The organism is Salmonella sp. SSDFZ54, from assembly GCF_004010735.1.
GTDB classification, from domain to species: Bacteria; Pseudomonadota; Gammaproteobacteria; order Enterobacterales; family Enterobacteriaceae; genus Salmonella; species Salmonella enterica.
The window spans coordinates 3752256-3775043 of the sequence record NZ_CP034819.1; the positions used below are offsets into that span (position 1 = coordinate 3752256).

Here is a 22788-nt window from a genome sequence, read left to right on the forward strand (position 1 = left end):
GTAGTGCATTTTCTTTAAACTTCTTTACATTAGGTTAGGCAAAAACGTAACGAACTTTATATACTGGAGTTAAGCCTGACGAGTGAGCAGGCTGACTCGTCATACTAAACAAAAGCATTGGTTGCGGTTGACCCGCGCTGCGGGCAGCGCAGTCATGCGGAGTATGATAACGAAAACAGGGGGCAAGGGATGTTGCTTAATAAGATGTGTGGTCGTTGTCTGTCGGCAATCAGTTTATGCCTGGCCGTAACATTCGCTCCACTGTTCAATGCGCAGGCCGATGAGCCTGAAATGATACCTGGCGATAGCGCCGTTGCCGCGACGGATCAGGCTGGGCCGCAGAAGCAATCCGCCGCGACGGCGATTATGGCCGGGATTCAGCCGCTGCCGGAGGGCGTTTCAGCCGAGAAAGTCCGGGCTGATTTACAGTCGCAGCTTCCTTCCGGCTATACGCCGGTCTATATGAGCCAGCTGACATTGCTGTATGCCGCGCGCGACATGAAGCCCATGTGGGATAATCGCGATGCGGTGAAAGCCTTCCAGCAACAGTTGGCGGAGGTGGCGATTGCCGGATTCCAGCCGCAGTTTACCGCCTGGGTGGCATTGTTGACCGATCCCGCCGTAAACGGTATGGCGCGCGATGTTGTGTTGTCAGACGCCATGATGGGCTATCTCCATTTCATTGCGAATATCCCCGTCAAAGGCCAGCGCTGGTTATATAGCAACAAACCTTACGCATTGGCGACGCCGCCAGTCTCGGTGATTAACCAGTGGCAAATCGCGCTGGAAGAGGGCCAGTTGCCGATGTTTGTCGCCAGCCTGGCGCCGCAGCATCCACAGTATGCGCCCATGCATGACGCGTTGCTGAAGCTGGTGGCGGACTCTCGCCCGTGGCCGCAGTTGGCCAATACCGCGACGCTGCGCCCGGGGCAATGGAGTAACGATGTGCCTGCGCTGCGCGAAATATTACAGCGTACGGGGATGCTGGATGGCGGTCCAAAGATAGCCTTACCCGGCGATAACACTGCTGATAGCGCCGTCGTCAGCCCCTCCGCCGCGGTAGTCGAAACATCGGTGGCGCAGCCGGTCGACGAACAAACGGCCCGCCGTAGTAAGTCGGTTCCGGCGGCACGCGCCTACGATCGTGAACTGGTCGAGGCGGTAAAGCGTTTTCAGGCATGGCAAGGGCTGGGGGCGGATGGCGTTATTGGCCCGGCGACGCGTAACTGGCTTAATATGACCCCCGCGCAACGCGCAGGCGTACTGGCACTGAATATCCAGCGTTTACGCCTGCTGCCGGCGGAACTCTCTACCGGTATTATGGTAAACATTCCCGCTTATTCGCTGGTCTACTATCAGAATGGCAACCAGGTGCTGGCTTCAAGGGTGATCGTCGGGCGTCCCGATCGTAAAACGCCGATGATGAGCAGCGCGCTGAATAATGTGGTGGTGAACCCGCCGTGGAACGTTCCGCCCACGCTTGCGCGTAAAGACATTTTACCGAAGGTGTGGAATGACCCAGGCTATCTGGAGCGCCATGGCTACACCGTGATGCGCGGCTGGAACAGCAAAGAAGCGATCGATCCGTGGCAGGTTGACTGGGCCACCATTACGCCATCGAATCTTCCGTTCCGTTTCCAGCAGGCGCCAGGCGCGCACAATTCGCTGGGGCGTTATAAATTTAATATGCCGAGCTCAGATGCGATCTATCTGCACGATACGCCTAACCATACTCTCTTTCAGCGTGACGCCAGGGCGTTAAGTTCCGGCTGCGTGCGGGTCAATAAGGCCTCTGAACTGGCGAATATGCTCTTGCAGGATGCTGGCTGGAACGATGCGCGGATCTCAGGCGCCCTGAAGCAAGGCGACACGCGGTATGTCAATATCCGGCAGAACATTCCAGTAAATCTTTACTATCTGACCGCGTTTGTCGGCGCAGATGGACGTATGCAATATCGTACAGATATTTACAATTACGATCTCACAGCGCGATCCAGCGCACAAATTGTGCCAAAGGTTGAACAATTAATCAGGTAAATGAAGAAGTTCTGGTAAATATGTTGTCCTAATGTTTGGCTTCAACGGGGCGTTTCGCTGTAGACCCCCGTTGTGGCTGGGGGAGGGCCATCTTGACGCGGGCTTTATCGGCAGTTAAGGTGCCTTTCGTGCGCCAGAAGTGCATATACAACAACCTTTAAGTCGACCGGGCCGTTCAGAAGTCTGTGCCAGCCGGTATCATGTCTGCTTAAAGGTAGAAGTGTATTAACGATAACATTGACCTGTAGACCTGATTATCATGGACAAATTTGACGCTAATCGCCGCAAGCTGCTGGCGCTTGGTGGTGTCGCTCTCGGCGCCGCCATCCTGCCCGCGCCAGCGTTTGCCACACTCTCGACCCCACGCCCGCGCATTTTGACGTTAAACAATCTCCATACCGGAGAGTCAATCAAGGCGGAGTTTTTCGATGGAAGAGCCTACATTCAGGATGAATTAGCAAAGTTAAACCATTTTTTCCGTGACTATCGCGCGAATAAAGTCCGATCAATCGATCCCCGCCTGTTTGACCAACTTTACCGACTTCAGGGGCTGTTAGGGACGCGTAAACCTGTGCAGCTCATCTCAGGCTACCGTTCTCTTGATACCAATAATGAATTACGCGCCCGTAGCAGCGGCGTAGCGAAAAAAAGCTACCATACAAAAGGGCAGGCGATGGATTTTCATATTGAAGGCGTGGCGCTGAGCAATATTCGCAAAGCGGCGTTATCTATGCGCGCAGGTGGTGTAGGATATTACCCACGTAGTAACTTTGTGCATATTGATACCGGGCCGGCGCGGCACTGGTAATCAGCGAGGCTTAATCAAAGGAGCAGTATGAACTATCGTATTATTCCGGTCACCGCGTTCTCCCAGAACTGTTCATTAATCTGGTGCGAACAAACCCGGCTGGCGGCGCTGGTCGATCCGGGCGGCGACGCGGAAAAAATTAAACAGGAAGTGGACGCCAGCGGCGTGACGTTGATGCAAATTTTACTCACGCATGGGCATCTCGATCATGTCGGCGCGGCGAGTGAACTGGCGCAGTATTACGGCGTTCCTGTTATCGGTCCGGAAAAAGAAGATGAGTTCTGGCTGCAAGGACTGCCGGCGCAAAGCCGCATGTTTGGTCTGGATGAGTGTCAGCCGCTGACGCCTGATCGCTGGTTGAACGACGGCGATCGCGTCAGCGTGGGGAATGTGACGTTACAGGTGTTACATTGTCCGGGACACACGCCGGGACACGTGGTTTTCTTTGATGAACAGTCGCAACTGCTGATCTCCGGCGATGTGATTTTCAAAGGTGGCGTCGGGCGCAGCGATTTTCCTCGCGGCGATCACACCCAGTTGATTGACGCCATTAAGCGTAAATTATTGCCGCTTGGCGATGATGTGACCTTTATTCCTGGCCACGGCCCGCTCTCTACGCTCGGATACGAGCGTCTGCATAATCCCTTCCTGCAAGATGAGATGCCGGTCTGGTAAGCAGAATGAAAAAGCCTGCAATGTGCAGGCTTTTTTATCGGTCACGCCAGTCGGCAGCTTTTTATAGTACCGCGACAATGGCTTCGCACAGCGGCGCCATATTATCCGGGGTCATGCCCGCCACGTTCACGCGACCAGAAGCCACGGCATAAACGCCAAACTCTTCACGCAGATGCAGCACCTGATCTTTGGTCAGACCGCTGAATGAGAACATCCCGTTCTGCTTGATAATAAAGCTGAAGTCACGGTTCGCGCCTTTTTCCTGCAAGGTATTCACGAACAGTTGACGCATACGCTGAATACGCTGGCGCATGTCCGTCAGTTCCTGTTCCCAGATAGCGCGCAGGGCGTCATTACTCAGGATAGTCGCGACGATGGACGCGCCGTGCGCTGGTGGGTTGGAGTAGTTAGCGCGAATGGCGGATTTCATCTGGCTAAAAGCGCGATCCACGGTTTCCGCATCGGCGGCAACGAGGGTGCAGGCGCCGACGCGCTCATTATATAAGCCGAAGTTTTTGGAGTAGGAGCTGGCGACAATGAGCTCTTTATGCAGCGCGGCAAAGGCGCGCAGACCTTCCGCATCTTCTTCCAGGCCGCGGGCAAAGCCCTGGTAGGCGAAATCGAATAGCGGCAGCCACCCTTTTTCAACGGAAAGCTCAGCCAGAACCTGCCACTGTTCCAGAGTAGGGTCAATGCCGGTTGGGTTATGACAGCAACCGTGGAACAGAACCACATCGCCGGCCTGTGCTTCGCTCAGGCTGGCTTGTAGCGCTTCAAAATCCAGCGAGTGATTTTCCGCATCGTAGTAAGCGTACTCCCGAACTTCCAGGCCGGCAGCGTTAAACACGCTTTTGTGGTTCGGCCAGCTGGGGTTGCTCACCCACACCCGTTTTACCGGAGTATTTTTTGCCAAAAAGTCGGCGGCAATGCGTAACGCGCCGGTACCGCCCGGCGTTTGCGCCGTGCGTGCGCGCTTATCGTTAATCAGCGCGCTGCCTTTGCCGAACAGCAGTTCCTGAGTGCAGCGAGCAAATTCCGGAATCCCGTCAATGCCGAGATAGTTTTTCGTCGTTTCATTTTCCAGTAAATACTGCTCGGCTTTTTTAACGCTGGTGAGCACCGGTGTTTTGCCGGTTTCATCTTTATATACGCCAATGCCAAGGTTAATTTTCCCTGGACGGTCATCGGCGCGAAACAGATCGGCCAGGCCCAAAATCGGGTCGGCAGGAGCGGCGGTTATGTTCTCAAACATGACGAGGTTCCATTATAGTTACAGAAGGGAAATCCGCTATCAGGTTAACGGCAGATTTACAAAATGCCAACCGTTAGCGCTAAAAAGCCCGCCTGTTTTTGAAAGACGCACATTTTCTCTAAGAGAGATAAAAAAACAGGACCGAAGTCCTGTTTTTGAGGCATAAAACAAAGGGGTCTGCTGATCAGAACTGGTAAGTAATACCGACAGCCGCCTGATCGTCGGTGCCAACGTAGCTGGAGCTGTAGTCGTTTTCGTCCAGCAGGTTGAAACGGTAGTCAACCCATACGTTCATGTTTTTGTTGAAGTAGTAAGTCGCGCCTGCCTGAATATATTTCGCCAGATCGGCCGAGCCGTCGGCGCCGTTCAACTGCTTACCTTTACTCTGCACATACGAGATTGCCGGACGCAGGCCGAAGTCAAACTGGTACTGAGCGACCACTTCCAGGTTCTGCGTTTTGTTTGCCATTTCCACGGTATCGGTAACCGTATTTTCAACAATGCTCATATTGCGGGTTTCAGCATATACGGCAGCCAGGTAGACGTTGTTTGCATCATATTTCGCGCCAACGGCCCATGACTCTGCGCGATCGCCATTACCATCGCGATCCTGCTGATCGTTAGTACGCTTGCTGTTGCTGTACGCTGCGGTGACGCCAAAGCCGTCGAACTCATATGCCATGGTGTAACCTACGCCATCGCCATTCTGAGAGTTAATGCTGTGGTTGTCCTGATTTTTACCCTGATACTGGATACCGAAAGAGAGACCGTCCACCAGACCAAAGAAGTCAGAGTTACGGTAGGTCAACAAACCGCCAGCACGGCTGGTCATGTAGTTATCGGTATAGGCGCCGCCCCAGGTTTCGCCGGAGAAGTAGGGGGCCATATCGGTATAAGATTCAACATCGTAAACGATACCGTAGTTACGACCATAATCGATTGAACCCACTTCCGCGTATTTCAAACCCGCGAAGGCCAGACGGACCAGATTCGAGTTCTGCTGTTCGCCTTCAGCGCGGTCTGCTTTAGTACGGTATTCCCACTGACCGAAACCGGTCAGATCGGTGTTAATCTGCGTTTCCCCTTTAAAACCAATCTGGGCATAAGTCTGGTCGGCATTTTTGCTATCGCCGGTCGTTGTCCATACGTGACGACCCACGGCTTTACCGTACAGATCCAGCTTATTACCATCTTTATTATAAATTTCTGCTGCGTTTGCGGTTGCAGCAGCCAGCAGGGCAGGGATCACCGCTGCCAGGATTTTGCGCTTCATCATTATTTATTACCCTCATTGGTTTTTTTATATGACACCTGCCACTGCCGTCAATAAATTCCGTCAATAAAACTTTACAGAAATATTGATGAGAGTTTGGTGTCTTTATGTGTCTGACAGGCATCTTTCCATTCAAACTAACGTTTCGCTACCGTGAAAGTGCTACAAATATAAAGATTTAGTTTCAAAAGGAAAAAATATGTAAACAAATGTTATTTTCACGGAACTTTGTGAACAACGTCAAACTTCCCCTGAGTTCTCGCTTTGATTTGATCGTTTTTCTTTTATTACTATGATTTTATTGTAATTATTGGCTTGTAGAACCGTTGTGCCTGAAAAAGCAGCAGACGAGCTATTTCATAAAAATAGCCATTTAGAAGTCTTGATGTCCGAAATTGTGGTGAAAAATTGTGCTATTAGAGCAGAAAAATCTAATCCGCAATAAAATTAAGGATTAATTTTTATGTGTAAATATTTTCGTGAAATATACAGTAACAAGATGTGGTAATTCAGAGGGTTGTAATTAAATTTATTTACTTATTGATAATAAAACTGACATTCAGGCGAAAAAAAAGGCCAGCATAGCTGGCCTTGAGTGTGACGTAAAAATCAGAAGCTGGCGTTGCGTGGGGTCCGTGGGAACGGAATAACATCGCGCACGTTTTGCACACCCGTGACGTAAGCGATAAGGCGTTCAAAGCCCAGGCCAAAGCCGGAATGCGGTACAGTACCGTAGCGACGCAAGTCGCGATACCACCAGTAATCCTCTTTATTCAGCCCCATTTCGGCCATACGGGCATCCAGCACATCCAGACGCTCTTCACGCTGGGAACCACCGATGATTTCGCCGATTCCCGGCGCCAGCACATCCATGGCCGCCACGGTTTTGCCATCTTCGTTAAGGCGCATGTAAAACGCTTTAATTTCCTTCGGATAGTTTTTCACCACTACCGGCGCTTTGAAATGCTCTTCCGCCAGATAGCGTTCGTGTTCGGAAGAGAGGTCGACGCCCCAGAACACCGGGTTTTCAAATGTCTTACCACAGCGTTCCAGAATGGCGACCGCATCGGTGTAATCAACCTGAGCAAAGTCGGTGGAGACAAAACGCTCCAGACGAGCGATAGCGTCTTTATCCACGCGTTCGGCAAAGAACTTCATGTCATCCGCACGCTCTTCCAGAACCGCCTTGAAGACATATTTCAGCATGGCTTCCGCCAGACGGGCGTTGTCTTCCAGATCGGCGAACGCCACTTCCGGCTCCAGCATCCAGAACTCCGCCAGGTGGCGGCTGGTGTTGGAATTTTCCGCGCGGAAGGTCGGCCCAAAAGTATAGATTTTGGACAGCGCACAGGCATACGTTTCACCGTTGAGCTGGCCGGAGACGGTCAGGAATGATTCTTTGCCAAAAAAGTCTTTGTCAAAATCTACTCTGCCCTGGTCGTTACGTGGCAGGTTTTCCAGATCCAACGTTGAGACGCGGAACATTTCGCCAGCGCCTTCGGTATCGGAAGCGGTAATCAGCGGGGTAGAGACCCAAAAGAAACCCTGCTCATCGAAGAAGCGATGCAGCGCCTGCGCCAGAGTATGGCGGACGCGCGCTACCGCGCCAATCAGGTTGGTGCGCGGGCGCAGATGCGCGACCTCACGCAGATACTCAATGCTATGGCGTTTTGCCGCCATCGGGTAGGTATCCGGATCTTCCACCCAGCCTGCGACCTCTACTTTCGTGGCCTGGATTTCGAAACTTTGCCCCTGTCCCGGCGACGCGACAACCTTACCTGTTACTACCACGGAGCAGCCTGTCGTCAGGTGTAATACTTCTTCATTATAATTGGGCAGAGAATTATTAATGACAGCCTGTACAGGATCAAAGCAGGAGCCGTCATAAACGGCGAGGAAGGAGATGCCAGCTTTTGAATCTCGGCGGGTACGCACCCATCCGCGCACGGTGACTTCTTGGTCAACGGCTACGCGGCCCTGGAGTACGTCGGCTACAGGCACAACGCTCATAATATTCTCTCTAGTTAATAGTCGGAAAAAATAAACACTTGTCCACCCGAAATGGGGGTATTCCTATGTTACCTGGCATCTGCAATCAGACAAGCAGAAATCGCATCTGGAAGCAGGTTTTCAGAAAGAAACCTGTAAAAAGTTCGCACCTGCTCGCGAACCATTGAGAATTTAGGCTGGTTTTGCAAGCTTTGCGCACGTTACTCGATCAGGACGCGCATCTCTTGCTTGGCGTTTTGCATCACGACAATCGTTTTAAAAGACTTAATATTGCCTGAGGAAAAGAAAAGCTCACGGGTAAGCGCTTCATATTCCGCCATGTCACGAACATTGAGCACCAGTAAAAAGTCGAAATCGCCCGTTACGTAGTAGACCTGCTGCACCTGCGGGCAACTGACAAACCGTTGACGAGCCTCTTCCAGTAAATTGAATCGCTCGTTTTCGATCACCACCTGCACCACAATCGTGACCGGGCGTCCCACTTTGCCAGCATCAATAAGGCTGACATTGCCTTTAATTATGCCCGCCTCCTCCAGTGCCGCGATACGACGATTCACTGCCGAAGGTGAAAGATTGACCTGTTCGGCGATTTCCCGCTGAGAAAGACGATTATCGCGCTGCAATAATGTCAGAATGTTTTTATCCCAGGCGTCAAGCTTCATATCGCAAATAACCTCTTTAATGTGATGACTATCACTGTGCGCAATTTTGCCGCGTCCAGGTCGTTAAAAAAAGGTGAAAATTGCACGACGATGGGCATTTTCGCGCCATTTAACAGCAATAAGCATAGTACTATCATAATCAGTGGAATAAAGAAAAGGACGTAATAGATATTGTGCGACTCTTTTATCAGTACGGTTTATTAAAGTGAGGATAACCACTACTACAGCCACAAAACGCGAGTTCTTTACTTGTTTCTACTCAATAATTGCCAAAAACATATTATTTCAATAAATAAACTTTAACAAAAGGTATCATTATGCATGAACTTATTAAATACCAGTTTAATACACGTCGGAAAAAATATGGTACAGGAGCGGCCTTAAGTTTGCTTAACGGAAACGTTGGGCGTGAGGTGTTAGCATTTCATAAAAAATTACCCAATTATGCCGTCACGCCGTTACATAATCTGGCGCATCTAAGCCGGCGGCTTGGACTAGGGTCCATCCATATTAAAGATGAATCCTGGCGTTTTGGTCTGAATGCTTTTAAAGGTCTGGGCGGCTCTTATGCTGTAGGAAAATATCTCGCTGATAAATTGCAATGTGATATTAACTCGTTAAGTTTTGCTGCCCTTAACACTCCTGAGATTAAAGAAAAAATTAAGGATTGTGTTTTTGTTACCGCGACGGATGGCAATCATGGCCGTGGTGTGGCGTGGGCGGCGGAGCAATTAGGTCTAAAAGCCGTCGTTTATATGCCTAAAGGATCATCGTTAATCCGGGCAGAGAATATTCGCCATCATGGAGCTGAATGCACCATCACCGATCTGAACTACGATGATGCAGTGCGACTGGCCCATAGAATGGCGCAAACAAAAGGCTGGGTGCTTTTGCAGGATACAGCCTGGACAGGGTATGAAGAGATCCCAACGTGGATTATGCAAGGCTATATGACACTAGCGGTTGAAGCTTATGAGCAGCTCGCAGAAACAAACAGTCCGTTGCCAACCCACCTTATTTTACAAGCGGGGGTGGGATCGTTTGCTGGCAGTGTTATGGGTTATTTTGTTGAAAAAATGCAGGAAAATATCCATAATATTATTGTGGTTGAGCCGCATCAGGCCAACTGTCTTTATCAATCCGCAGTTATGGATGATGGTCAACCTCACTGCGTCACTGGCGATATGGCGACGATAATGGCCGGGCTTGCGTGTGGGGAGCCGAATATTATCAGTTGGCCTATTATTCGGGACAACACCAGTTGTTTTATTTCCGCTGATGATTGTCTGGCGGCTAAGGGTATGCGCATTTCTGCCGCGCCGCGTCCAGGCACTGATACGCCTTTTATTTCCGGCGAGTCCGGAGCTATTGGCGTAGGATTACTTTATGAGTTGATGAACAATATGCATTATCAGGATCTTGCTAATCGCTTACAGCTTGATGCCAGTGCTCATGTTCTGCTTATTAGCACCGAAGGCGATACGTCCCCAGATATTTATGAAGATATAGTCTGGAACGGACGCAGTGCTTAAACATTACGACTAAAAAATTAGATAATAAAGGCAGCATGTAAAAATCGCGTTTTTTATACGCATAATAAACCTAATGCAGGAAGCAAAACTTCATAACAATATACCATTAAAACGGCATTTAGTGAGTAAGGGATGCTCCTACCCGCTGACTTTCCAGTTTAGTGTTGTTGGCAAAATTCAGGATTACGCTGAACTGGAAAGATTATTTCTGAGACTGAACGAATTAATTTAAATCCGAGGTCATTATGTTAGAGCAACTTTCACAACTCTTTGAATTTCTATGGGGTGGCCCATTATTTTTGTGTGTTATCGGCATTGGCTTTTATTTCACAGTACGCCTCAAATTTTTCCAGATTATCAATTTAAAAGAAATTTACCGTAATACAATTGGTACACTTGCCGGAAAAAATAAACAAAACACTACTGGCGAGGCAGCGTCTAAAAAATCCTTAAAATCAATAGAGGTGGCTGCCACTGTGCTATCCGGCTCATTAGGCGCGGGAACGATCGCAGGTGTTGCTGCGGCTATTGCGGTTGGCGGACCTGGGGCAATTTTCTGGATGTGGATCATTGCGGTCGTGGGTATGATGACCAAAATGGTTGAAGTGACGCTGGCGGTGAAATACCGAAGTAAAGGTGAGAATGGCGAATATTATGGCGGCCCAATGCATTATATTAAGAAAGGGCTCAATAAAAAATGGCATCCCCTGGCAGGATTATATGCGTTTGCATTAATGATTCTGGTTATTACGGATGCCTGTTTTGTGCAAACTAATACGATGGCGGCGGTCATTCACTATACGTTTGAAATCCCAACAAGCGTCATCGGGGGATTTATTGTCATCGTAGGCGCGTTGGTTATTTTAAAAGGACTCTCCAGTCTTGGTAAATTCTGTACGATTGCACTTCCACCGATCACCATTGCCTATTTCATTGGTGCCGCTGGTGTAGTGGTATTGAATATCGAGGCTATCCCACAGGTTATAAAAAGTATTTTCTATTATGCCTTTGCCCCTGCGCCAGCAGCCGGTGGCTTTGTCGGGTCAACCATCATGATGGCCATCAGTAAAGGAGCCAGTCGCGGAATATTCACTAACGAAGCCGGCATGGGTACCTCGGCCACAGTACATGCTACTGCCAACGTGGATTATGCTTTCCGTCAGGGAATGTGGGGGGCAGTGGAAGTATTTTTTGTTTCAATGATTACCTGTAACTTTACCGCATTTGCTGTACTTGCTTCTGGTATGTGGACAGACGCCAGTTATAAAGGTATTCAGATTATCTTTGCCGCCTTAAAAGAAACATGGCATCCGATTATTGTTCAGGTTCTCTGTCTCGGTGTGGCGTTGATTCTGTTTACTTCTTATCTTGGTTCATATATTAAATTTCGCACTTCGATAAACTATATCTTTGGCGATAAGCTAGAACGCATCATTAAATGGCTATATTTTTTGCCGCCACTGATTGCCGTTAATATGGAAATCCCGGTAATCTGGTTAATGGCTGATATTGCTGTCGGTTTTCTGGTTATCCCCAACGTAATTGCTCTGTTCTTGCTGCGTAAAGAATTTATTAGCGAATTCAATATATTCAGAACGCGTACACAGCGGGACACTAATTCTGTAAAAACAACGCAAATCACGCACGTAAATATGTCGAAGAGTGAAGGGAAAGAGGAGTAACCATCGCGGCCAGAACAGGTAAGATGGTCAGAAGAGTAACAAAGCGCCCACTTTCCGGGCGCTTCGCACAGGCATGGTTAACTTGCTTTACGCACCTGCGGGAGATCGAACGCTTTACGCAGCGCGCGCACAAACGCTTTATCATGACAGATCGTTTTACCGGGGCTGTCGGAAAGTTTAGCCACCGGCTTTCCGTTACATTCCACGAGTTTAATCACGATATTGAGCGGTTTTACCTGAGGGATATCACAGGTCAGTCGGGTACCGATGCCGAAGCTTAACTGCACGCGAGAGGCGAAATGGCGATAGAGCTCGACCGCCTTTTGCAGATCAAGGTTATCTGAAAAGACCAGCGTTTTTGTCAGCGGATCAATCCCCAGCTTTTCATAATGAGCAATCGCCTTTTCGCCCCATGCGACAGGGTCTCCTGAGTCGTGGCGTAACCCCTGATAACGGCTGGCGAATTCAATGCCGAAATCGCGTAAAAACGCATCCATTGTAATGCAATCTGTCAATGCGATACCAAGCTGGTCCGGATATTCGTTAAGCCAGGCGGCCAACGCGGCACGCTGGCTGGTCGCCAGGTCCGGACTGATTTGTTGATGCGCCTGGAACCATTCGTGCGCCTGAGTGCCCATCGGCGTCAGCGCCAGGCGACGCGCGAGATCATAGTTGCTGGTGCCGACGAACCATGACTCCTGCTGGAGACGTTTAACTATCGCCTGCTGCACTTCACGAGAGAAACGGCGGCGGGTGCCGAAGTCCATCAGGTGGAAGCGGGACATATCGAGATTGGCGGTTAACGCAGTGAAATCAACCAGCTTACTTTCCAGCGCGTCGAGCGCCTGATCAACGCCCGCGTTTGGCGAGCGGTAGTGATGAACCAGCTCACTGATCACGGCCAGCAGCGGCACTTCCCACATAATGACTTCACGCCACGGGCCGGTTAAGCGAATATTCAGCTTGCCGTTATCGTTGGTGACACAGACTTGAGCCGGGTTATAGCGAAACTCGCGTAACCAGTTCAGATAATCCGGTTTAAAAAAGGGCAGGCCGGAGAGCCACTGGAACTCGTCCTCCTGGAGGCGCAGGTGCTGCATCGCGTCCACCTGCTCGCGAATAGCATCGGCATAAATACCCAGCAGGTCGTCGCCACGGCAACGAAACTCAGCCGCTACCTGCACATCATAGTAGTGGTGAAAAACGGCTTGCTGCATATGCAACTTATAAGCATCTGTATCCAGCAACGAGTGCAGAACAGGAGAAGCGAATTGTGTCATAGGTGCGCTGTTGCGTCCTCTCACGGGAGCGTTTAGTACAATAAACAACTAAGAAAACCGCTGGAGTATACCTTGTTTAGCGATTTATTGAACCCCGATCACACCATAAGCTGTCTTTAGGGTCGAGCGCATTTCGTGCCCCATGTTATAAAAATGTAGCGATGCGACTGCTAACCCCTTGAATTTAAGGATTTCTACTGCGCTGCTACCATGCTTTGGGGCAGTGATGGGGCATAGCGGGAAAGTGCCTGGTTGAGCAGAGAAACCTGTTCTGCGCTCTTCTCTGACATCCACTTTCCATACACCTTGTAAACCATCTGTGCATCGGTATGCCCCATCTGCGTTGCTATAAAGTTTGGGTTAGCACCAGCTGATAATGACCAGCATGCATAGGTATGTCGTGACTGATACGCGTTACGGTAACGAATGCCGGCACGCTTGATTATCGGGGCCCAAATTTTATTAATGGAATTAACCGCGTAGTGATATCCTGTGCGAGGTCCACGTTTGACGCATTGAGGGCTGAATACGAACGTGCAGGGCTGAATGACAGATTGTCCATATTCCCGCAACTTCACTTCAACCTCAAACTGCCGGCCAAGGCGTGTCAACTGGGCCTGATTCCTCAGGGCATCAATAGCTGGTTGAATGAGATATATCACCCTGTCAGTACCTGCGTCGGTTTTTGGCAGGGTGAACTCATCCGTCTGGGTAAGGTTGCGCTTCACAATGATCGTCCCGGCATGCAGATCGATATCTTCCCAGGCCAGACCGCACAACTCCCCATGCCTCATTCCGGTATAGACTGCCAGTGACCAGAGATTTCTCATCTGCTGGTGTCCGCATGCCTGGATAAACCTGATGAACTCGTCTGTCGTGAGTGGATCTGGTTCCCCTTTCGCTTTCTTGAGACGGTTAATTCCGCTAAACGGGTTTTCCTTTGCATAGCCGTTATCTGTTCCAAACTGGAAGATCTCGGCCATCAGCATCATGTAATTATTCACTGTGGACGATTTCCGGCCTTTAACCTGAGTCCGGTGATCCTTCTTCATTACCTGAAAGCCCGTCAGCAACTCCTTCCTGACATACAGCAAATCCTCAGTAGTCACCGCAGAAACCATTTTGTTTTCGCCGATGAGTGGAAGCATGTTTTTTATGATAGATTCGTACCTACTCATGGTATTAGAGCTGATCTCCATTCTCTTCAGCTCGGACCATCTTTCGGTAAGCTCCAGCACAGTAATTTCCTTTCTATCCTGACCGAACCGGGCAAGGTTCGGTGAGTTTGGGAATTTTTCCACATAGTTAAAATTCCCCATCCTTATCGCAAAACAAACCGAAGAACGCAGTTCGCCAGCTATCTTGCGATTTTTTGCAGTGTCAGGGATACCAAGGTTTTCCCTGACACGTTTACCTTTATACAGAAACCAGATGCGGAGCGAACCGCCGTGGTTTTCGACGCCTGTCGGGTATGATGCATTAGCCATTAATCCCTCCTGACGTCCAGGAGCATTGACGAGTGTACTGCTTTTCATGTTGTCTTCGCACCTGGTTGATTTTTTTTCTGCGCCTCGATCCACTGATCAACGGCTTCTCTGTTGTATATGCATTCGCTCGAAGGCTTCGGATTTCCGTCTGGTGAAATGTGCAGGTACTCGCGGCCCAGCATCCAGGATTCTTTTCTGGCGCGGGTAATGGTTCCGGGCTTAAGCCCGGTAACCGCAATCAGAACTTTTTCGCTAACCCACTTGTTTGGCGTCAGTTGGATAATGTTGCTCATCGTTTTCTCCAGTGGCCCCGCAGCGGGCCATCGCTAATATTCAGTTTGCCTGTGCTGGCAGATTTCTAAGTTTCCGGACGCCGATCATTGCGGTGGCTACGTAGCTGGTGGCCCGGTTAACTACTTCAACAGGCACCTTTACGCCATCCACTACAACGGTGTAATTGGTAACGTGCTTTTGTCTGCCGTAATCGCCGAACTTTTCATGATGCGCCGCCAGTGCAACATCACATGCGCGACGGCCCAATGGCGATTGCTTACTGCGATTTATAAGGCGCATAAAACCTCCTCAGGCGGGAGGGCGTAACCCCTCCCGATGCAATTAGCCGATGTATTCCGGTTTCATATCGTCCAGGGTGACGCGGTACTTATCGTGCAGTTCGTCGCCAAGATGACGTTTAGCAGCGCCAAGCGTGCTTTCAGCTTTAGCAAACATCGCTGCGGCTTCCGGTTCGCCAGGGTTTGGAATTGAGTTGATCACTGCCTCGACTTTGTTCTGTGCATCGACCTGGTAATAGCGCTTCACTGCTTTGTTTTTTAATTCGGTGAACAGCGCAGTACCCAGCAACGCTTTCTGTGATTCGATATCCGCACGGATTGCTTTTGCCTGATCAACGGAACTTGCTGTATCAATGCGTTCGCGAAGATCGTCGGCAACAGCATCAACGTTAGCTGCCGACTCCTGCGCGCTGGTCCTGGTGCTAACCTCGCTGGTGATTTCCTGTACGCTCATGCGCTGGACTGGAGCAGGGTTAATCTCGCGTTCTTCTCGTTGCTCAACCTCATCAGGGCTGTACACGCCGAGGATCACTTCCGGGCAGTACAGGCGAGCCCAATATTTAACGCCCAGATAGGCAATTTGCTGTTTAGGGTTTGAAACCCATAGCGGAGAATTGCGGGTAACAACGCCGGAGAGGTAAAGAGGTTCTCCCCAGGTGATTTCAGATTCACCTCGCAGAATGGCACCAACCTGAACGAACAGGCCGATCTCGTCCTCATCTGTCCAGCCACGAACGCGCTCAGTGACGGTGTACTTCCCATTTTTACCGTTTTTATCGCGTGTGATTTCCTGTGTCCTGGTGCAGCGCTCCCAGTCACCCCCATAGCGGTAATGAAAACGGCCATGAATGGCACTGGAGCTTGCGATTACTGCGTTGACCAGTTGTGCCTCGTAACCAAGAACACCGTTAACCAGGTGTGTTTTCTGCGCCACAGCGTAAGGGTTCATGCCCCATTGCATAGCCTGCATGACGATTGCCATACAGTCGGCTGGTTTCCCTGCAAGGTGTGCCGGTACCGTCACCTGTGAGTCTGCCATCAGGTTAGCGAAAGCTGTTAACTGACCCAGTGCCTGAACGTTAAAAATTGCGTTACTGGCAGAAATGGTGTTTGGTGCCTGCTGCTCAGTGGTAACAATATTTGTGTTTTCCATGATTTTCCCCTTATGCCTGTACGCGCAACGCTTCAAGGCGGCGCACATCAAAATCGTTCAGTTCGTCGGTGTAGTCTTCTGTGATAGGCGCTGACCATTCACCAGTGTCGAAGCCGTTTGCTATCTCTCGCATTGTTTTGCGGTATTCCAGCATGCCAAGTTCCAGCAACTCGGTAGACGCCTCAATGATGGCGACCCAGTGGTAGTTCTCGTCTTTGTTGACGAAAATCCAGAAAAACTGGTCCAGCGCCGCAGTTTCGCAGTACATGGCCGCGCTCAGGTGATAGTCCCGATCGATGATTTCCCGGTGCAACTTCGCACGCAGGCCTTCCTGCTTGATGTTCCACATGCTAATAGTTTTCAGGTCGGCGCCAATGCGCAGGCCGCCCATATCGAGCTCAAGGTCAGGGCGTACCCGAACTTCCAACCCGGTTTCCTCATCAATCCCAAAATAGCTAACCTCGACAGCGCGGCTTGGGTGAGTCAGCAATTTGCCGGCGGTCGGGTGCTCCAGCAGGGCTTTCTGAATGTTCAGCGCGGTGCTGAGCTGTTGGCGGGTGACCAGCACTTTCCCTTCGGTGTTCTCCCGCCACGCATCCAGCAATTCGTCGGCGAATACCGCTGCCGGGTTGACTGATTTCACGGCCTGAATCAGATCGGCCTTCGTGCCAGAGACTTTCAACGGCGACGATTTTTGCGCTTCCTGAGCGACCAGGTCAGGGTTGATTATTGCCAGTTGCTCCAGCAGCGCGTCACGGCTGCCGCTGGTTTTAACCGGCGCGGGCAGGGTGGCGTTGTACTCTTTGATGCAGGCTTTCATCGCCGTGGCTGTATGTTTGGTGCCGTTTTCAATGCGCTGGAATTCTTCGGGAAGCTGCTCATACGATGCATAGGTTTCATCTACCGAAGCTCCAAGCGGCATCTGCGACGGCAGGGTGGCGTTGTACTCTTCCAGCAGCGCTTTGATATCGTCAGCACTCAGCAGCGCTGGCAGGCTGGCGTTGTGCGCGTCGATGAACTCGCGCAGGGTGGCGGTGGTGGTGAAAGCACCCTCAGGGATCTCCGGCTCTACGCTGAACTCTGCTTCGAGGTTTTCCGGCTGTAGAGCCAGAACATGTACCAGGTTGCCCATATCAAGCACTGGAGAGCGCTCTTTGACGATAGTCTTCTCTACGTGACGCGCGTTAAAGTACATCAGCGACACGCGAGCATCTTTCACCTGAGTTGAGCTGATCCCGTTGGCGGCGTGGTAAACCTCGTTTGGTACACCTTCATAGCGGCCCGGCTCGAAGTATTCCGGCCAGGCTGCTTCTGGCTCTTCTTGTTGCGATTCCGGTACGTTTTGTTGCGCCTCAGGTTCAGATTGGCTCACAGAATCGTTGTTCTGGTGCGTCTCAGCCTGATTCTGGTTCTCTACGGTAACTGCTTCTTTACCAGTACCCAGATCGCCTTCGCCTGCCTGCACCGCATCACCAGCCTGTTTTTCATCACTGTCAGCTTTTTGAACCTGCACATTGCTGGTGGTCTCCGGATTCGTTTCTGTGCCATGAGTTGATGAGTTCTGCATTAAAGCGGACACGTCGAAAATACCGTTGCCAACATTTTTAACCAGTCCAGGTTCGGTGGTCGGCTGGCTTGTCCCGGTCTTCACCCATTTTGGGTCGTTCGGGTCGCTGATGCCTTCCACATATTCACCGCGCGCGGCGGCAAGCTGTCGGTTGGCTTCTTCTACCGCGTCTTTTTCCGGAGTGTGTCGGGCAGCCGTGAGAGCTTCCTCGGTGGGGTTCTCGTGATCAGTCTCCGTTAAGTTGGCGTTGATATACCCCTGAAGGCGTCCGGGGTAGTGATAAAACTCAGGGTGTGCGCTTCGGATCAGCGCGAAAATAGCGGCGCGGGAATAATCCAGGATACCGGGCGTTGCGCGAAGTGCTGCGGACCATTCTTTGAACGGACTTTCCTTTTTCTTTACGATTTCTTTTGCGCGACGGTAAACGCTGCCAGGTAGCTCATAGATATTAAAGTCCATAGGCAAAGTGGCCATTGCAATCTCTACGTCCAGAGTATCGAGAGTGTGTTCGTAATCAGGGTTACGGTCAGTCTTATTGCCACCGCCAGCGTTGGCGCCGCTTTCAGTGCGTTGAATAGCCGATACACGGTTGCCTTTCGCCCACTCCTTAACGAGCAAACTGCGATCGATATGCTCCGTCTCGAACCATGTTTTAAGGAACTGGATAACAGTCGCCAGTTCAGGAGTTTTTCCATCGACAGGGAATACTTTTTTGATGGCATTAACTACCTTATGAACATCGTGTTCAATGGCTTTCTTGAACGCTTCAACATTCTCGGCGGCAAGCAGCAAGTTCTGGACATATGAATTATCGGTGTCCATTTCGAGACGCAGAATTTCTTTTTTCTGGGAGGCGTCGACGTGATAAAGATACTCACCTTCACCTATGTACTGAGCAAGAACGCGGTGACGGAGAGGCATAGTTGCGACAACAGTCAGCTCGGGGGCTGGGGCTGTTGCCTGGGCAGGGCTGTTGCTTTCGTTACCAAAATTTTCGGTGTGGTCTTCCAGCACTTCGCCTGTTTCGGTATCAACACCATCGACGATATGCTGGCGCGCCGCGGCGGCGGCTTCAGATGATGGCAGGGTGACGCCGGGGATTTGCGTCCAGGTCATATTGTCTTTAGCGAGTTGATAGTAATCGCAGAAAGTGAAGCTCAGTTCGCCTTCCGGCGGCAGCTCGTTAACGACAGGGAAATTAGTAGCGACAGCTTTGAAATAATCTTTCAGCTTCGCACCGGATTTAATCAGAAGATAATCCAGTGTTGCATTTGCCGCTTCAAAATCATCACTGCACCAGAGTACAGCGTCTTTCTGGCCTGATGATTTCTTTGCTTTGCGGACTAAAAATACAGGATTAGTTCCACTCATTGTTTTGTCCTCAATTCGTGTAGAATGGAGGTGCCTTAACAGCACCCCGATATATCTGGTTGTTAGGTCCGGTTCGCTTTGGTCGGTTGGACCGGACAGGGCACGCCCGCTTCGGTGGGCGTTTTCTTAATGGATGGTCTGATAAAATTTTTCTGAGTAATCAAGCTTGTAACTTCGGTAATTACCAAACCCTGCTTGTTCTCCATCACTTACCTTGACTGTGAGCAGCGAAATGGCTTCTACAGCACAATGAGGACAGTCGAACTTTCCGAGTACATATCCACCGTCGAGAATCACAGTAGTTTCGCCAGTTGAATTTGAGTGAATAACGCCTGAGACTTTCTTTTCGCAATTGAATAAAGCAATGCTCTTATTAACTGCTTTCAGGTTCATTTCGATTTTTACGATTTCCATAATTTCTCCAGTCTTAAATTCAGGGTGTAGGAAGCCACGCCAAATTAATGGCGAATTTTTCATTTCATATTTCGGAACTACTATTTAACTTTCGTGCGCCATCTGGTCGTATGAGGCACAACGTACAGAGCAGTAATCGCGCTCTTCATGTGTCAGCTGCGCGCCGCGAATCAGCGTCAGCTCGTTTTTTACTTCTTTGCCTTGCTCAATCGTCTTTCCACACAGGTGGTAAGCGCATGTCTTTTGGTTATGCATCCGGATCTCCTTTCTGCGCCAGCAGGTAGCAGAGGCGGCGGATTAAAACCTCAATCCGGTTGAGCGGGACGGCCTGCTGTCGAGCTGGTTTACGTGCGAAATCAATCATTCTCATCCTCGTGCCTTATCGCCGGCCAGCGGAACGTTTTAAACCTTCTGCGCGTTAACTTTTCCACCTCATTCCGGTCTTCGTATGCCCCGGACGGCTACTTCGTGGGCGTCCTGCCTGGGTGGTTCGTTGTTGCTATGGATTAATTAAACACAATGTTTATTAGTGTGTCAACATAATGAGTGTTTTTATATAAACAAATTGTTTATTTGTTGGGAGGGGGGGGGTGTGGGTAGTATGTATTTTAAGGTTTCATATGGTCATAAAATCATCAAAGAGGGTTAGCTATGGATCGTGACGAGCTGGAAGAAGACCGTGCGGCATTCATTGCGGGTGAGATTGGCGGCGCAGTGGTCGAATTGATAATCGACGGCGTAGTGATTAACCGTGATGCGATCGTTGAACGCCTGGAGGAGAAGCGCAGGGCAGTGGGAAACGTCATTCACAAAGGTGTATTGCGGGATGCGGCTGCGATGGTGAGGAAAGGGCAGTAAATACCCGGCGCGGTGGCCGGGTATATTTATTCGAATGGGAGATCTATTTGTCTTTGTGGATTCAGCTGTTTTTTTACATGCTCAATTTCGAATGTGGTTTTTATGGCATCGCCAATCATGTATTGGGTTACCTTCAGGTCAACAAGCAACATATCACCTTTAGAAAAGTTTAAGGTGTTGTTATCAATATCACTGATAAACTTCTGGTCTTTAATCTCAGCCAAAAAGCTACTGGAACCATCAGAAAATCTCCATCGGCTGCCTTCATTAAAAGAAATGTTTTTAATCTGAAGAGCTTTCTCTACCGTGGACTCTGAAATTATTGACTCTGCAGGTAGCTCAACTTTGAAATAATGTGCCTCTTGCTTGTCGATCGTCATGAATGTCAGTCCATCATCGACAGTGGAAGCAAAACTGTCGATGCCTTCTTGCTCTAATGGCTTGCTTATAACTTCTTGCAATGAAGAACGAAGTTTAATATTTCTATACAGTTCAATTACTTTGCTGTCGAAAATTTCACTATCGTCATCAACAAAGACTTCAACGTTGCTATCAGGCAGATTGTGTAACTTTTTTATTTCTCTTGGTCCAATCCATTTAACTAGTTGGATTAGACCCTTGCAAATTTTTTCTCTGGGGCCAGGGCAAAAACCAATTAAAGCAATAAGATTAGCGGCGGCTGTTGCTGTATCGCCAGAAAAAAAATCAACAGCCTGTTTGATCCAAGATGTAGATGAGGCAATCAGATCTATTCCAAATGATCCAGCTTTGAATGATGCGTTAACCTTTACGGAAACAACGGTCTTGTTTCCATAAACTGTTTTTCCGGCTTCCTCTAATGCATCTGACAAGGATAGGAGGGCAGGAGCAAGGTCACGCACGTTCATTTCGTGCGTCTCCAGTGCTGGACCGTCGTATACTATCCTGAACTTCATATCATTAGTTTCCGAATCGCTGCCTGCATCCATTATGGCACTCACCTGATCGCATATACAGTTAATTTACGATATTGTTTTAAGTTCAACGGACTTCTTTTGCATGATTACCCATGCTTCCTGTACGTCTGCTGTGTGTTACTCGGCATCACCCTTAATCCGCCGCCCCATATACTTGGCGTACAGTTCGTCGAGCTCCTTCAGGCGCAGGGATACGATCCGCAACATGTTCTGTTGTTCTTCTTCATTTGGTAGTTGGTTGTAGAGTTCCAACAGTCTCCGTTCGTCGTGCCTCAAACCATCTTTGGCATCCACGTCTTGTCCTAAAACCCATTCCAGGCTAACGCCAAGCGCATCGGCAAGTTTTATTGCAGAGCTTTTACCTATTGCTCCCCTGACAAACCAGTTGTTGACCGATTGAGCGCTCACACCGCAGATCCTCGCTATATCCGCTTTGGATATGCGCTTCTTCTCAATGATCTCATTTAACCGCCGAACCTGCGGATTGTCAGTTTGGTGTGTGTTTTTTCTCATATATCGAAATTCTAAACTAAAAGTTTATCTCCTCAACATTCATAATGTTGACTTTAAACTAAACATAATGTTTAATTTTGTTTGTAACTTCTAAGGAGTGGTTTATGAACGCATTAGAAAAAGCCATACAAGTTGCCGGCAATTCTTCAAAGCTGGCAGAAAAGCTCGGTGTTTCGTCAATGACAATTAGTCACTGGAAAAAACGTTACGGTGGTGTTGTACCTAAAGGCCGAGTTTTCCCCATTTTTCATGTAACTGGCATCACCCCACACGAACTTCGCCCTGACATGTATCCAAACCCAACAGATGGATTACCAAGCCAAGAGGCATCAGCCAAATAACCATAGAGGATATTTACCCATGGAGAACGCAATTGCACGAAAGTTAGACCCACCAGAAATCAACCCGATTGAGATAGAGAGTGTCCTGCTCAACCGACTTGCATCAGTAGGGCAGAAATCATACGCCGAGCATATGGGCATCAGCGAGTCGACAGTCAGCAGGCGTAAAGCTGAGGGATATTTCTGCAACATGGCGAAAGAGCTGGCTTTTCTTGGGATTCAGGCCGCGCCACCGGAAGCGGTACTGGTATCCAGAAACTATCTCACAGCCGTAGAGATTCTCGCTGATGCCGGGCTAAAGGCTGAACGAGCCAGGCCGGATGCGCTGGGGTGGGACTGAAAATG

Annotated in this window: 22 protein-coding genes and 1 pseudogene; 8 read left to right on the forward strand and 15 right to left on the reverse strand. The window is 49.7% G+C overall.

Annotated features, from left to right (window positions below):
* The first annotated feature begins 189 nt into the window (after positions 1-189).
* The 3 genes from ldtD to EOS97_RS18430 all read left to right on the forward strand — a co-directional run bounded on the left by ldtD (position 190) and on the right by EOS97_RS18430 (position 3520).
* The gene (gene ldtD, locus EOS97_RS18420; protein WP_000925876.1) at positions 190-2037 is read left to right on the forward strand and encodes a L,D-transpeptidase; all 1848 of its coding nucleotides are present in this window, start codon (positions 190-192) and stop codon (positions 2035-2037) included.
* A 259-nt stretch (positions 2038-2296) separates the two neighbouring features.
* Positions 2297-2845 (forward strand): YcbK family protein, encoded by a 549-nt coding sequence (locus EOS97_RS18425; protein ID WP_000357052.1) that lies wholly within the window; start codon positions 2297-2299, stop codon positions 2843-2845.
* Positions 2846-2872: 27 nt separating this feature from the next.
* Positions 2873-3520 carry an MBL fold metallo-hydrolase gene (locus EOS97_RS18430; RefSeq protein WP_001109478.1) on the forward strand — a complete coding sequence of 216 codons (648 nt, stop codon included), beginning with the start codon at positions 2873-2875 and terminating at the stop codon, positions 3518-3520.
* Between the two features lie 61 nt (positions 3521-3581).
* On the opposite strand, the gene aspC is transcribed toward EOS97_RS18430, so the two are convergent.
* From aspC to EOS97_RS18450, 4 genes are all read right to left on the reverse strand, one after another.
* A complete protein-coding gene (aspC, locus tag EOS97_RS18435; protein ID WP_000462647.1) occupies positions 3582-4772 on the reverse strand; it encodes an aspartate transaminase in 1191 nt (396 codons plus the stop codon).
* 184 nt (positions 4773-4956) lie between these two features.
* Entirely contained in the window at positions 4957-6048 is a 1092-nt protein-coding gene (gene ompF, locus EOS97_RS18440; protein ID WP_000977709.1) for a porin OmpF, read from the reverse strand.
* A 606-nt stretch (positions 6049-6654) separates the two neighbouring features.
* The gene (gene asnS / locus EOS97_RS18445) at positions 6655-8055 is read right to left on the reverse strand and encodes an asparagine--tRNA ligase (protein ID WP_000117867.1); all 1401 of its coding nucleotides are present in this window, start codon (positions 8053-8055) and stop codon (positions 6655-6657) included.
* A 200-nt stretch (positions 8056-8255) separates the two neighbouring features.
* Positions 8256-8717: an Lrp/AsnC family transcriptional regulator gene (locus EOS97_RS18450; RefSeq protein WP_000762342.1), complete on the reverse strand. Its 462-nt coding sequence runs from the start codon at positions 8715-8717 to the stop codon at positions 8256-8258.
* Positions 8718-9034: 317 nt separating this feature from the next.
* On the opposite strand from EOS97_RS18450, the gene dpaL reads away from it, so the two are divergent.
* Positions 9035-10249, forward strand: a complete 1215-nt coding sequence (dpaL, locus tag EOS97_RS18460; protein ID WP_000544856.1) for a diaminopropionate ammonia-lyase — start codon at positions 9035-9037, stop codon at positions 10247-10249.
* 245 nt (positions 10250-10494) lie between these two features.
* On the forward strand, positions 10495-11931 hold the full coding sequence (locus tag EOS97_RS18465) for a sodium:alanine symporter family protein (RefSeq protein WP_127836186.1): 1437 nt from the start codon (positions 10495-10497) through the stop codon (positions 11929-11931).
* Positions 11932-12008: 77 nt separating this feature from the next.
* On the opposite strand, the gene pncB is transcribed toward EOS97_RS18465, so the two are convergent.
* The 9 genes and pseudogenes from pncB to EOS97_RS27245 all read right to left on the reverse strand — a co-directional run.
* Positions 12009-13211, reverse strand: coding sequence for a nicotinate phosphoribosyltransferase (gene pncB / locus EOS97_RS18470; protein ID WP_000191406.1), 1203 nt, complete (start codon positions 13209-13211; stop codon positions 12009-12011).
* A gap of 194 nt (positions 13212-13405) precedes the next feature.
* Positions 13406-14698 carry a site-specific integrase gene (locus EOS97_RS18475; RefSeq protein ID WP_001262307.1) on the reverse strand — a complete coding sequence of 431 codons (1293 nt, stop codon included), beginning with the start codon at positions 14696-14698 and terminating at the stop codon, positions 13406-13408.
* Positions 14699-14742: 44 nt separating this feature from the next.
* Complete coding sequence (locus EOS97_RS18480; protein ID WP_000065276.1) at positions 14743-14991, reverse strand: excisionase family protein; 249 nt, start codon at positions 14989-14991, stop codon at positions 14743-14745.
* 40 nt (positions 14992-15031) lie between these two features.
* Entirely contained in the window at positions 15032-15271 is a 240-nt protein-coding gene (locus tag EOS97_RS18485; RefSeq protein ID WP_001237031.1) for a DUF4060 family protein, read from the reverse strand.
* Between the two features lie 42 nt (positions 15272-15313).
* Entirely contained in the window at positions 15314-16471 is a 1158-nt protein-coding gene (locus EOS97_RS18490; protein WP_010835407.1) for a RecT family recombinase, read from the reverse strand.
* Complete coding sequence (locus tag EOS97_RS18495) at positions 16434-19361, reverse strand: RecE family exodeoxyribonuclease (RefSeq protein ID WP_001750117.1); 2928 nt, start codon at positions 19359-19361, stop codon at positions 16434-16436. The genes EOS97_RS18490 and EOS97_RS18495 overlap by 38 nt, the downstream gene beginning before the upstream one ends.
* A 126-nt stretch (positions 19362-19487) precedes the next feature.
* Positions 19488-19838 (reverse strand): hypothetical protein, encoded by a 351-nt coding sequence (locus EOS97_RS18500; protein ID WP_001750116.1) that lies wholly within the window; start codon positions 19836-19838, stop codon positions 19488-19490.
* Between the two features lie 21 nt (positions 19839-19859).
* A complete protein-coding gene (locus tag EOS97_RS26800) occupies positions 19860-20030 on the reverse strand; it encodes a YdaE family protein (RefSeq protein WP_000551857.1) in 171 nt (56 codons plus the stop codon).
* Positions 20023-20179, reverse strand: a pseudogene (locus tag EOS97_RS27245) (hypothetical protein); the annotation flags it as partial. The pseudogene EOS97_RS27245 and the gene EOS97_RS26800, both read right to left, overlap by 8 nt.
* A 247-nt stretch (positions 20180-20426) precedes the next feature.
* Between EOS97_RS27245 and EOS97_RS18505 the strand changes: the two are divergent.
* Positions 20427-20633, forward strand: coding sequence for a hypothetical protein (locus tag EOS97_RS18505; protein ID WP_001750115.1), 207 nt, complete (start codon positions 20427-20429; stop codon positions 20631-20633).
* Between the two features lie 26 nt (positions 20634-20659).
* Here the strand turns inward: EOS97_RS18505 and EOS97_RS18510 are convergent, their stop codons facing one another.
* Both EOS97_RS18510 and EOS97_RS18515 read right to left on the reverse strand, forming a co-directional pair.
* Positions 20660-21601 (reverse strand): hypothetical protein, encoded by a 942-nt coding sequence (locus EOS97_RS18510; RefSeq protein WP_001750114.1) that lies wholly within the window; start codon positions 21599-21601, stop codon positions 20660-20662.
* A 105-nt stretch (positions 21602-21706) separates the two neighbouring features.
* Positions 21707-22102 carry a helix-turn-helix domain-containing protein gene (locus EOS97_RS18515; RefSeq protein ID WP_001230956.1) on the reverse strand — a complete coding sequence of 132 codons (396 nt, stop codon included), beginning with the start codon at positions 22100-22102 and terminating at the stop codon, positions 21707-21709.
* 104 nt (positions 22103-22206) lie between these two features.
* On the opposite strand from EOS97_RS18515, the gene EOS97_RS18520 reads away from it, so the two are divergent.
* Positions 22207-22443: a YdaS family helix-turn-helix protein gene (locus EOS97_RS18520; protein WP_000992434.1), complete on the forward strand. Its 237-nt coding sequence runs from the start codon at positions 22207-22209 to the stop codon at positions 22441-22443.
* Positions 22409-22783, forward strand: coding sequence for a CII family transcriptional regulator (locus EOS97_RS18525; protein ID WP_010835408.1), 375 nt, complete (start codon positions 22409-22411; stop codon positions 22781-22783). Before EOS97_RS18520 ends, EOS97_RS18525 begins: the two co-directional genes overlap by 35 nt.
* Positions 22784-22788: the final 5 nt, after the last annotated feature.